11 protein-coding genes are annotated in these 11745 nt (G+C 65.1%); 1 reads left to right on the top strand and 10 read right to left on the bottom strand.

Translation table 11 applies throughout. The annotated features are described in order from the left end of the window. Positions 1-9: 9 nt before the first annotated feature. Genes lpxB through lpxA form a run of 3 tightly spaced genes read right to left on the bottom strand, consistent with a single transcriptional unit; the run spans position 10 to position 2853 of the window. Positions 10-1188 (bottom strand): lipid-A-disaccharide synthase, encoded by a 1179-nt coding sequence (gene lpxB, locus F8237_RS31515; RefSeq protein ID WP_151649983.1) that lies wholly within the window; start codon positions 1186-1188, stop codon positions 10-12. Then, the gene (locus F8237_RS31510; protein ID WP_162006432.1) at positions 1185-2042 is read right to left on the bottom strand and encodes an LpxI family protein; all 858 of its coding nucleotides are present in this window, start codon (positions 2040-2042) and stop codon (positions 1185-1187) included. Before F8237_RS31510 ends, lpxB begins: the two co-directional genes overlap by 4 nt. A 19-nt stretch (positions 2043-2061) precedes the next feature. Beyond that, positions 2062-2853, bottom strand: a complete 792-nt coding sequence (gene lpxA / locus F8237_RS31505) for an acyl-ACP--UDP-N-acetylglucosamine O-acyltransferase (RefSeq protein ID WP_151649981.1) — start codon at positions 2851-2853, stop codon at positions 2062-2064. A gap of 176 nt (positions 2854-3029) precedes the next feature. Between lpxA and F8237_RS31500 the strand changes: the two genes are divergently transcribed. Continuing rightward, a complete protein-coding gene (locus F8237_RS31500; RefSeq protein ID WP_151650742.1) occupies positions 3030-3353 on the top strand; it encodes a KTSC domain-containing protein in 324 nt (107 codons plus the stop codon). A gap of 9 nt (positions 3354-3362) precedes the next feature. Here F8237_RS31500 and fabZ read toward each other — a convergent pair whose 3' ends face one another. The 7 genes from fabZ to F8237_RS31465 form a co-directional block, all read right to left on the bottom strand. Then, positions 3363-3824 (bottom strand): 3-hydroxyacyl-ACP dehydratase FabZ, encoded by a 462-nt coding sequence (gene fabZ / locus F8237_RS31495; protein WP_008131325.1) that lies wholly within the window; start codon positions 3822-3824, stop codon positions 3363-3365. Then, positions 3821-4888, bottom strand: a complete 1068-nt coding sequence (gene lpxD / locus F8237_RS31490) for a UDP-3-O-(3-hydroxymyristoyl)glucosamine N-acyltransferase (protein WP_151649980.1) — start codon at positions 4886-4888, stop codon at positions 3821-3823. Before lpxD ends, fabZ begins: the two co-directional genes overlap by 4 nt. Before the next feature lie 125 nt (positions 4889-5013). Continuing rightward, positions 5014-7539, bottom strand: coding sequence for an outer membrane protein assembly factor BamA (gene bamA / locus F8237_RS31485; RefSeq protein ID WP_151649979.1), 2526 nt, complete (start codon positions 7537-7539; stop codon positions 5014-5016). A 174-nt stretch (positions 7540-7713) separates the two neighbouring features. After that, the gene (gene rseP / locus F8237_RS31480) at positions 7714-8865 is read right to left on the bottom strand and encodes an RIP metalloprotease RseP (protein ID WP_151649978.1); all 1152 of its coding nucleotides are present in this window, start codon (positions 8863-8865) and stop codon (positions 7714-7716) included. A 44-nt stretch (positions 8866-8909) separates the two neighbouring features. Continuing rightward, a complete protein-coding gene (gene dxr / locus F8237_RS31475; RefSeq protein ID WP_151649977.1) occupies positions 8910-10133 on the bottom strand; it encodes a 1-deoxy-D-xylulose-5-phosphate reductoisomerase in 1224 nt (407 codons plus the stop codon). Between the two features lie 4 nt (positions 10134-10137). After that, positions 10138-10980, bottom strand: a complete 843-nt coding sequence (locus F8237_RS31470; RefSeq protein ID WP_151649976.1) for a phosphatidate cytidylyltransferase — start codon at positions 10978-10980, stop codon at positions 10138-10140. Continuing rightward, positions 10977-11735 (bottom strand): isoprenyl transferase, encoded by a 759-nt coding sequence (locus tag F8237_RS31465; protein WP_151649975.1) that lies wholly within the window; start codon positions 11733-11735, stop codon positions 10977-10979. Before F8237_RS31465 ends, F8237_RS31470 begins: the two co-directional genes overlap by 4 nt. Between the last annotated feature and the right edge of the window lie 10 nt (positions 11736-11745).

The raw sequence follows: 11745 nt of genomic DNA, 5'->3' as shown, positions 1-11745 counted from the left end.
CGGCTGCCCTTACCGCCGCCCCTTCCGCATCGTCGAGAGCACGATGTCGGCGGCGAGCACGCTCGGCGACTTGTTGCCGGTGGACATGATCGTGTCGAGCTGCGCAAACGCCTCGACCTGCTGCCGGCGCAGCGGGGAATCCGTCAGCACCTCGGACAGCGCCGGTGCGAGCTTCTCCGGCGTGCAGTCCTCCTGCAGGAACTCCGGAATGACCTCCTTGCCGATCACGAGATTGGCGAGGATGACGGAGGAGACCTTGACCGCACGGCGCAGGATGAAGGCTTCGATCGCACCGACGCGATAAGCCGTCACCATCGGAATGCCAGCCAAAGCGAGCTCCAGCGTCACCGTGCCGGATTTCGCCAGCGCGGCATGCGCGATGCGGAAGGCGGCGCGCTTCTCGCTCTCGCCGACCACGATCCGCGGCTTGACCGGCCAGTTCGCCACGCCATCGCGGATGGTGGCTTCGAGGTGCGGCATGGTCGGCAGCATCAATTCGAAGGCGCGGCTTTCGGCCTGGAGTCGTCCAAGCGTTGCGCCGAACACTTCGAGGTGATGCCTGATCTCGCTGCGGCGACTGCCGGGCAGCACCAGCAGGACCGGCGGCTCGGCATCGCGCCGCTTCTGCTCCTCGGCATTCGGCCGCAGCGACGACAGCTGCTCGGTGAGGGGATGGCCGACATAGCTGCACGGCGGCCCGCCGAGCTTGCGGTATTCCTCCGGCTCGAACGGCAGCAGGCCGAGCACATGGTCGACATAGCCGAGCATGGCGCGCGCCCGGCCCGGCCGCCAGGCCCAGACCGACGGTGAGACGTAATCGACCACCGGGATCGCGGGATTCGTCGCGCGCACGCGGCGGGCGACGCGATGGGTGAAATCGGGGCTGTCGATGATGACGAGCGCGTCCGGCGCGGCCTCCAGCACGGCGTCCGCGGTCTTACGGATCAGCCGCAGGATTTTTTGCAGCTGCTGGATCACCGCGGCGAAACCGACGATCGACAGCTCCTCGATCGGAAACAGCGTCTCGAGGCCCTCGCGCGCCATGGTGCGGCCGCCGACACCGACGAACTGCACGCCGTCGCCGAGGCGCTGGCGGAGCACCTTCATCAGTGCCGAGCCGAGCCGGTCGCCGGATTCCTCCGTCGCGATCAGGAAGATCTTCCGCTTGGGATCGCGAATCTGCATCACGCCGGCAGACCGATGACGAAGAGATATTTGGCGTCGGCGAACGCGATCATCGCCTGCGGTTCGGCGGCGATGGTATTGCCGGCGATAACTGCGATTCCGGCAAGGCCCGCCTTGGCGACACCTTCGAGCGTGCGCGGACCGATCGTCGGCAGGTCAAAGCGCAGATCCTGGCCGCTCTTCGGCATCTTCACCAGAACGCCGCGACCGGTGGCGGCGCGGATGCGGCCCTCCTCGCGCAAGCGCGCGACACGCGCGAGCAGCGCGTCGGTGCCCTCGATGTCCTCGACCGCCACCACATGGCCGTCGATCACGACCACGCCCTGGCCGATGTCGAACGGGCCGAGCGCGGTCAGCACGGCGCGACCGCGCTCGATGTCGGCCTTGCTGTTGTCGCTGGGCCAGGCCCGGCTGATGCAGCCCTCGGGCATCAGCAGATCGGGCGCGACATCCTTGATGCCGACCATGCGAAAGCCGCCCTGCTCGAGGATACGGCCGACACCGGACAGCAGATGATCGTCGCCACCGCGGAAGGCACGGATGACGTTGCCGAGCAGGCGCAGCGTCGTGACGTCGAAGCGGATTTCGGTCAGCGAAGGCCGCACCAGGGTGCCGATGAAGACGAGGTCGCGGCAGCCCTCCTCGCGGAACAGCCGCATGGCGCGGCCGAGCTGCCCGACCGAGATCCAGCGATGGCGGAATTCCTCCACCCGCGCCGGATCGCAGGCGCCGCGCAGCGGGAACAGCACCGGCGTGATGCCGTGCGCGGCAAGCGAATCGGCAACGGCGAACGGCATCGCGCCGCCGCCGGCGATCACGCCGACCGGTGATGAAATCTCTGCCGCCGCCGATGTCATGTCCGCGGCCATCTCAGGATCACTTCGAAATGGCGGGAAGACAAAGCGGGCGTTTGCCCTTGCCGATGAAGCCGAGGATCTCGGCGATCGCCGGATCCTCGCCGGCGAGCGGCCGCACCGCCTCCAGCCGCTCGGCGAACGTGCCGGCGCCGTGGAAGAGCTTCTGGTAGAACGCGCGCACGGTCGCAAGACGCTGCTTGGTGAACTTGCGCCGCTTCATGCCGATCAGGTTGAGGCTCTCCAGCACCGCATACTGGCCGTTGACCAGCCCATACGGGATGACGTCGTCGCGCACGCCGCAGACTCCGCCGACCATCACATACGGCCCGATGCGCGTGAACTGATGCACTGCGGACAGGCCGCCGATATAGACGGCATCGCCGATCTCGCAGTGGCCACCGAGCGTCGCCGAGGTCGCGAAGATCACGTTGTTGCCGACCATACAATCATGACCGACGTGACTGTTGTTCATGAAGTAGCCGTCATTGCCGACGCGCGTCCGCCCGCCGCCCTTGATCGTGCCGACGTTCATCGTCGCGCCTTCGCGAATGGTGCAGCCGGAACCGATTTCGAGCGTGGTCGGCTCGCCCTTGTAGCTGAGATCCTGGGGCGCCCCGCCCAGCACCGCGAATGGCGAGATCACGCAATTGTCGCCGACCGACGTGTGGCCGATGACCGTGACCTGTCCGATCAGCTTGCAGTTCTGGCCGATCACGACATGCGGGCCGATGATGCAATAGGGCCCGATCTCGGTGCCCTCGCCGATCACGGCGCCGTCGGCGACCCGTGCGGTGGGATCAATCTTATTCATCAAGCAATCTGACTCATCAAGAAGGTCTGGTTAGGTGTTGAAGTCGCTTGGTTTTCCGGTGGTTAGCGCGACTATGCCCGATCTGTCCAGTGACGTATCATCTCGGCGTGTTTCAGGCGCCGGATGAGCCGGCCCTCGCATCCCTTCAGCGCCTTCATGTGGAGGTTGAAGTCATCGTGGTCAGGGCCCTGGCAATCCTGCTCGCACAGCTCGCGACCGCACCGATCGTGTCCGAGACGGTCGAGACCGGCGAACGCCGTCTTGTCGATCTTGGCACATTCGAGTGCCGCGACATCACCCGCAGCACGATGCTGCAGCGGGTCTGCTACGACCCTGCGCAGCAGGACCTCATCGTCGCGGTTGGCGGCACTTATGATCGATATTGCGGCGTGACGGCGGACATGGTCGAGCGCCTGCTGGGCGCACCGTCCATGGGCCGGTTCTTCAACCAGAATCTCAAGCGCGAGGCAGTGTCCGGCCGTTACGACTGCCGGACGTAAGAAGCCGCCTTAGTCCGTGAGCATGGCGCCGACGTCGGCTTCCGCAACGACCTGGCCGTTGACCTTGGCGTCGCCGTGAAACCACCACATCGCCTTGCGGCGGCCGATCGAACGCATGTGATATTCGATGGTGTCGCCGGGCAGCACCGGCTTGCGGAACTTGCACTTGTCGATGGTGAGGAAATAAACCGCGCGCGGTTTCTCGGTGCCCTCGACCGAGGTGATACCGATCACGCCGGCGGTCTGCGCCATCGCTTCGATCATCATCACGCCGGGATAGACCGGGCGCTCCGGGAAATGCCCCTGGAAGGCAGGCTCGTTGAAGGTGACGTTCTTGATGCCGATGCCGCTGTAGTCGGCGCGGATGTTGATCACCCGATCGATCAGCAACATCGGAAAACGGTGCGGCAACGTCCGGAGGATCGCATTGATATCCACCAGCTCGAACTTGATGGGTGATTCCGCCGTCATTCCCGTCCCTCGTTCTTCGGATCGGCCTTGCTGTCGCGTACCAGGCGCTCCACCGCGATAATTTCCTTGAACCACTGCTTGGTCGGCTTGGCAAAAAAGCCACCCCAGCGACCGTTCGGCGGGATGTCGTCCTTGACGCCGCTCATCGCGGTGACCTGGGCCCCGTCGCCGATCTTGAGGTGATTGTTGATGCCAACCTTTGCTCCCAGCGCCACGTTGTCGCCGATCGTCAGGCTGCCCGCGAGCCCGATCTGGGCCGCCAGCAGGCAGTTCCGGCCGATGGTCACATTGTGGCCGATCTGGACCTGATTGTCGATTTTGGTGCCCTCCCCGATCACGGTGTCGCGCAGTGACCCGCGGTCGATGGTGGTGCCGGCGCCGACTTCCACGTTGTTCTGGATCAGCACCCGGCCGGTCTGGGGCACTTTCAGATGGCCCTCAGGGCCGAAGAAGATGAAGCCATAGCCGTCCTGGCCGATCGAGCAGCCGGGATGGATGAGCACGTCATTGCCAATCAGCGCACACTGGATGGCCGTGCGGGCGCCGACATTACAGTCCCGGCCGATCTTGACCCCGGGACCGATGACGGCTCCGGCGCCGATCACGGTACCGCTGCCGATCTCGACATCCGGGCCGATCACGGCCAGGGGATCGACAATGACGTCGTCTTCCAGCCGCGCCGAGGGGTCGATGATGGCCGACGGCGCAATACCGGCATTGCCGACCCAGGACTGCGGGCGCAGGGCATCGCCGTGCCATTGCCGGGCGATCCCGACGAAGGCACGGAACGGCTGCGCCACCCGCAGCACGGCCACATGCGCGGGCACCTGGGCCTCGAAGCGCGGGCTCACCAGGCAAGCTCCGGCCTTGGTCGCCTTCAGATCGTCGGCATATTTGAGGTTGTCGAAGAACGTCAGGTGCATCGGGCCGGCTTCGTCGAGCGAGGCCAGACCCGTGATGACGTGGCCGCCCCTTGCGGGATCGACCAGTTGCGCCTTGGTCAGCGCGGCGATGTCAGCCAGCGCTGTGGCAGGCGGTTTCTTGAAGAAGGTCGGCTGCGCCATTCCACCCCGTCGCGGTCCGGCTTCGGCATGAAGCGGTCAGGCCGCATCATGCCTCATCTCTTGAAGTGGCACGATCCCTTTCGGAAACCGGCTCCGCTGGTTCGGATCGTGCCGTGCTGATCGAATTAGAACGAGGTGCCGCCGCCGAACCTGAACTCCTGCGTACGGTCGTACTTGCCCTTGGTGAGCGGCACGGCGTAGTCGAAGCGCAGCGGTCCGAATGGCGACTGCCAGATCAGGCCCACACCCACCGAGGTGCGGACAACCTTGCTGTCGTCATACACGAGACCGGTACAGGTGCCGGTCGATGCCGGATTGACGGAAGACGGGATACAGCCAGGCGCATTGACTTCATTGGTGGCCGTCCAGCTGGTCGGCCCCTTGTAGTCATAGAGACCGCCGGCATCGGCGTAGACCGCGCCCTTCAGACCCACTTCCTTCGGCAGGAACCAGAACGGCATCTGCAATTCGGCCGAAGCGCCCCAATATTTGGTGCCGCCCAGCGCGTCCTGCGTCCCGTAGGGATTCAGATCGCGCGGCCCGATGCCGTTCGGAGCGAAGCCGCGAACGAGATTCGGACCCATCTGGAAGTGATCGAGCATGCGCAGATCCTGGCTGCCGATCTTGTTCAGCATGCCGCCCTGCATGCGGACGAGGCCAACGATGTCGGACACCAGCGGCGTATAGTACTTCGCGTCGATCACCGACTTCAGGTAGGAGACGTCGCCGCCGACGCCGGCGAAATCCTGACGGAAATCGACGATCAGGCCATCGGTGGGGTTCTTGTTGTTGTCCAGCGTGTTGTAGGTCAGCGTGTAGCCGAGCGCCGAGGTCAGCGTCTTGCCGCCCGCCAGCTCCTTGCGCACCGGCAGCGAGGCTTCGCCGTCGCTGTAGCAGCCGAGGCCGCTGGTCGACGCGAGGCTGATCCCGTTGTTGGCGGCGAAGGCAGGGCTCGGGTTGAACGCCGCCGAGCCGATATTGTTGTTACAGTTCGCTAGGTAGTAAGGCAGCGTGATTTCCTGCCGATAGATCGAGTAGCGCAGCTGCAGCGCCAGATCTTCACGCAGGGAGAAGCCGAGGCGCGGCGAGAAGCCAAGCGTCTTGGTGCCGTAGGAGATGTAGCTGTTGGACTTCTGCTCACGCTGATAGAGGTCGAGGCCAAGCGCGACGCGGTAGTCGAGCAGATACGGCTCGACGAACGACAGCGAGTAGCCGCGGGCATACTGGCCGTAGGTCACCGCCGCCTTCGCGAACAGGCCGCGGCCGAGGAGGTTGCGCTCGGAGACCGAGACTTCGGCCAGCGCACCGTCGGTCGTGGAGTAACCGCCCGAGACCGAGAAGTCGCCGGTCGACTTCTCTTCGAGATCGACGATCAGGACCACGCGGTCGCTGGATGAGCCGGGCTCCGTCGTGATCTTCACGGTCTTGAAGTAGTCGAGGTTCTTCAGGCGGCGCTCGGCACGATCGACCAGCGCACGGTTGTAGGCATCGCCCTCGGAGATGTCGAACTCGCGACGGATCACGTAGTCACGCGTGCGGGTGTTGCCGCGGACATTGATGCGCTCGATATAGGTGCGCGGGCCTTCGTCGATGTTGAACACGACGGAAACGGTGTGCGCCTCGAAGTTGCGGTCGCCGCCGGGACGGACCACGGCGAAGGCAAAGCCGCGACGCGACGCCTCGATCTGCATCTCCTCGACCGACTTCTCGACCGATTCGACGTTGTAGAGCGCGCCGACATTGACACGTGAATAGGCGCGCATCGAGGTCGGGTCGAAGTTCGCAATGCTGGAGCGGAAGTCGACGGTGCCGACGCGGTACTGCGAGCCTTCCTCGATCTTGAAGGTGACGTTGAAGCCCTTCTTCTCCGGATCGTATTCGGTGAGCGCGGCCACGACCTGGACGTCGGCGAAACCGTTCTTGAGGTAGAAGCGGCGGATCAGGTCGCGGTCGGCTTCGACGCGATCCGGATCATAGATGTCGTTGCTGGCGAGGAAGCTCAGCAGGTTCGATTCGTGGGTCTTGATGATGTCGCGCAGGCGGTAGGACGAGAACGCGTTGTTGCCGACGAACTCGATCGACTTGACGCCGGTCTTGGAGCCCTCTTCCACCGTGAAGACCAGGTCGACGCGATTGTTCGGCTGCTCGATCACTTCGGGCGTGACGCGCACGTCGTAGCGGCCGGACCGGCGATAGATCTCGGCGATTCGCAGCGTGTCGGACTGCACCATGGCGCGGGAGAAGGTGCCGCGCGCCTTGGACTGGACCTCGGTGGTGAGCTGCTCGTCCTTGATCTTCTTGTTGCCCTCGAAGGCAACGCGACCGATCACCGGGTTTTCCACCACGGAGACGATGATCTGGCCACCGGCGCCACGGTTGATTCGCACGTCCTGGAACAGGCCGGTCTCGATCAACGCCTTCAGGCCGTCATCGATGGCGCCCTGATCCAGGCGGCCACCCGGGCCCGGCTTGAAATAGGAGCGGATCGTCTCCACCTCGACACGGCGATTTCCTTCGACGGAAATCGACTGAACGGTCTGAGCGAGCGCAGACGAAGACACGAAAACAGCCCCAACCGGGGCAACCACCGGCGCGCCGAACATGATCAGGGTTGCGAGCAAGCCACCCCGGAGTCGCAGTCCAAACTTCATTGCGCAACGCGCCCTTATCAGTACCAGACCCAACCCCAACGCTGGTCCGGGAGATTCCCCAAGTTCGAAGCCGCTTGTAGCCAATTTCCTCGATGTCGCAAACGGCAGCTGACACCGTAATTTCAATTTCATTCCAAGACGTTGCTGATCAGCAACGCCACAAAAAAGCCCCTATCAGGACGCCGCCATCCGCAGGATGTCGTTGTAGGTGGCGAACACCATCAGCATCAGCACCAGACCGAGCCCGATCCGGAATCCCATCTCCTGGGTCCGCTCGGACAAGGGCCGGCCGCGGACCAGCTCGGCCGCATAGAACATAAGGTGACCACCGTCGAGCAGCGGAATCGGGAACAGGTTCAAGAGGCCGATCGACACCGACAGCACCGCGCACAGGTTGATCACGAACTGGAACCCGGCGCTGGCCGCCTGCCCCGACATCTTGGCGATGCCGAGCACGCCGCTTACCTCGTTGGGATTGCCCTGTCCGACGAACAGCGAGCCCAGGAACTTGAAGGTGCTGGTGATGATGAACCAGACCTGCTCGACCCCGATCTTGAGCGCCTCGCCGACGCCGACCGGCGTGGTCGAGGCCTCGCCGGCCTGAGCCTTGTGCTCGACGCCGAGCACGCCGAGACGATGGCTGTTGCCGAAGGGATCCTTGCGCTCGAGCAGCGCCGGCGTCGCGGTCAGCGCGACGATGGCGCCGTCCCGCTTGACCTGGAAGGCAAGCGCCGAACCGGCATTCATCGCAACGATTCGCTGCATGTCGGCAAAGCTCTCGATCGGCTTGCCGTCGATCTGCACGACGACGTCGCCGATCTTGAAGCCCGCCGCAGCCGCAGCGCCCTCGGCCACGACACCATCGACGCGCGCGATCGTGCTCGGCTTGCCGTAGTACAGCGCCATGCCGGCGAAGATCAGCGCGCCCAGGATGAAATTGGCGATCGGTCCGGCCGCGACGATGGCGGCACGCGGGCCGACCTTCTTGTGATGGAAGCTGCCGGCGCGCTCCTCGGCCGTCATCGCCGCGAGCGTCTGGGACGACGGCGTCGAAGCCTCGCTCTCGTCCCCGAAGAACTTGACGTAGCCGCCGAGAGGGATCGCCGAGATCTTCCAGCGGGTGCCGTGGCGGTCGTTGAAACCGACCAGCTCAGGTCCGAAACCGAGCGAAAAGGTTAAGACACGAACGCCCGCCCAGCGCGCGACCAGGAAATGGCCGAGCTCATGGAAGAACACGACGATCGTCAGGACGAACAGGAAGGGAACCGCGTAGCCGAGGAGCCCATGGCTCAACGTATTGAAACTATGGACGAAAAAGTCGATCATCGAATTCCCTCATCCAGCGCCGCAAGGCCCTGGCCCCGAACCATCTAGGATGCCTTTAAGGCAATTTGAGGCAATAGGGCGGCAGCTCTATTTCGCGCAACATGGTCAATAGAGATTGCATCGTCGGCTGACGTCAGCGGGGTCTGGTTCCCGCCGCGAATCCAGTCGTCCAGCGTCGCCTCGACCAGCCGCGCGATCGCGCCGAACCGGATCTTGCCGGCAATGAAGGCTGCGACCGCGACCTCGTTGGCGGCGTTGTAGACGGTGGTCGCCCCCTTCCCGGTCCGGAGCGAATCGTAGGCGAGGCGCAGTCCGGGGAAGCGCTCGAAATCCGGCGCCTCGAAGGTCAGCTGGCCGATCTTGGCGAGGTCCAGCTTGGCCGCGGGTCCCTTGATCCGGTCCGGCCAGCCGAGGCAGTGCGCGATCGGCGTGCGCATGTCGGGGGCGCCGAGCTGGGCCATCACCGAGCGGTCCGAGAATTCGACCATGCCATGGATGATCGACTGCGGATGCACCAGCACGTCGATCTCGTCCGGGCTCAGCGCGAACAGATAGGACGCCTCGATCACCTCGAGCCCCTTGTTCATCATCGAGGCGGAATCGATCGTGATCTTCTGGCCCATGCTCCAGTTCGGATGCTTCAGGGCCTGGGCCAGCGTGGCCTGCTCGATATCGGCCGGCTTCCAGGTCCGGAACGGGCCGCCCGAGGCCGTGATGATGACGCGAACGAGCTCGTCGCGATTGCCCGAGGCGAGCGCCTGGAACAGCGCATTGTGCTCGGAATCGGCCGGCAGGATGCAGGCCCCCGCCTTCGCCGCGCGCTGCATGAAGAAATCGCCGGCGCAGACCAGACATTCCTTGTTGGCGAGCGCGACATGGGCGCCGCGATCGACCGCAGCCAGGGCCGGTTTCAATCCGGCAGCGCCGCTCACCGCCGCCATCACCCACTCGGCCGGACGTGCGCCGGCCTCGATCACCGCGCTTTCGCCCGCGCCGCATTCGGTGCTGGTTCCGGCCAATGCAGCCTTCAGCTCGGCGAGCTTGGAGGTGTCGGCGATCGCGACGAAACGCGCGGAAAATTCCCTGGCGAGCTTTGCCAGCGCCTCGACATTGCTGTTCGCCGTCAACGCTTCGACCCGATAGCGCTCGGGAGAGGCGCGCAGCAGGTCCATCGTGCTGTCGCCGATCGAGCCGGTGGCGCCGAGAACCGTGACGCTGCGGACGGCGGACGCCGCAGCCTTGTTGTTACGCAATGGGACCGCGCTCATATTCTCACCAAACCATAAGACCGCTTCCGGCGCTATGCACACCATGGCGGAGGAAGCCGATAATCCATGCCATCAGGATGGCCGCGACAAAACCGTCCAGACGGTCCATGAGCCCGCCATGGCCGGGAATCAAGTGACTGGAATCCTTGACATCGAAGCGCCGCTTCACGGCGGATTCGAACAGGTCGCCCAAGGCCGAGACCACCGACAGGACGGCGCTGACGAGCAGCAGAGGAACCGCCTTCCCGAACCCCCAGGCCGCAAAGCCGCCCGCCACCGCAAGGCTCGCCACGAAGCCGCCGAGCGCGCCGGCCCAGGTCTTCTTCGGGCTCACGCGCGGCCATAGTTTCGGTCCGCCGATGCTGCGGCCGGCGAAATAGCCGCCGATGTCGGTCGCCCACACCACGAGAAGCACGAACATCAGCGCGGAGAAGCCGTTGACGAGGTCCTTCCGCACCAGGATCGAAGCCAGCAGCGCCGCCGCGGCATAGGCAAATCCCGTCGCGGCCCAGACAAACTTGCCGCGCGCGATCAGCGTCACGATCGCGCCGCCGACGCAGCCAACGATGATCGCGGTCTTCAGCGCGCCGAAGGCGACGCAGGCCCCCATCATGGCAATGGTGATCGTCCCTGCCCCGGTCAGCGCGGCCGAGCCGGCGCCCACCACCATCAGCCATTCCGCGAACAGCCCGATCGACACCAGGGTGACGAGCAGCGCCCAGAGCCATCCACCGACATACGCGACCGCAATGGTCAGCGGCGCCAGCACCAGCGCTGCGAGGATCCGCATCACGAGATTGCTCGGGGCCGGCTGCGAGCCCGCCGGCGCGGCGTCGTGTTCGCTCACGAGGCGGTTTTCGCGACGAGACCGCCGAAGCGGCGCTCGCGCCTGGCGAATTCGGCGATCGCGCCTTCCAGCGCCGCCTTGTCGAAATCGGGCCAGTGGATCGGCACGAACACCAGCTCGCTATAGGCGGCCTGCCACATCAGGAAGTTGGAGAGGCGCTGCTCGCCGCTGGTGCGGATGATGAGATCGGGATCTGGAATGTCGGGCGCATCGAGATGAGCCCCGAGCGTCTCGGCGTCGATCGTGGCAGGATCGCGCTTGCCCTCGGCCACTTCGCGCGCGAGCTTCTGCGCCGCTTTCGCGATCTCGTGCCGCGAGCCGTAGTTGAAGGCGACGACGAGCGTCAGACGCGTGTTGTCGCGCGTCAGTTCCTCGGCCTCGCTGAGCAGCGCGCAGATGTCGCCCTCCAGCCCGTCGCGCTCGCCGATGATGCGGACCTTGACGCCGTCGCGATGCAGGCTCGCCAGGTCGTTGCGGATGAAGCGCTTCAAGAGGCCGAAGAGATCGCCGATTTCGCTCGCCGGGCGCGACCAGTTCTCCGACGAGAAGGAGAAGATGGTGAGGTAGCGGATGCCGAGCTCGTGCGAGGCCCGCACCACGCGGCGCAACGCCTCGACGCCGCGGCGATGCCCCTCCGCACGCGGCAACCCGCGCGCAGCGGCCCAACGCCCGTTGCCATCCATGATGATGGCGACATGCGCAGGCGCGTCGGACCGGTCGGGTCCTTCGGTGGCAGGCGCGGCGGCGTTGGACATGGAGGCAGCC

Source organism: Bradyrhizobium betae, from assembly GCF_008932115.1.
Taxonomy (GTDB): Bacteria; Pseudomonadota; Alphaproteobacteria; order Rhizobiales; family Xanthobacteraceae; genus Bradyrhizobium; species Bradyrhizobium betae.
Note: the sequence above shows the minus strand (reverse complement) of the source record. Positions and strands in the feature narration are given on the sequence as shown.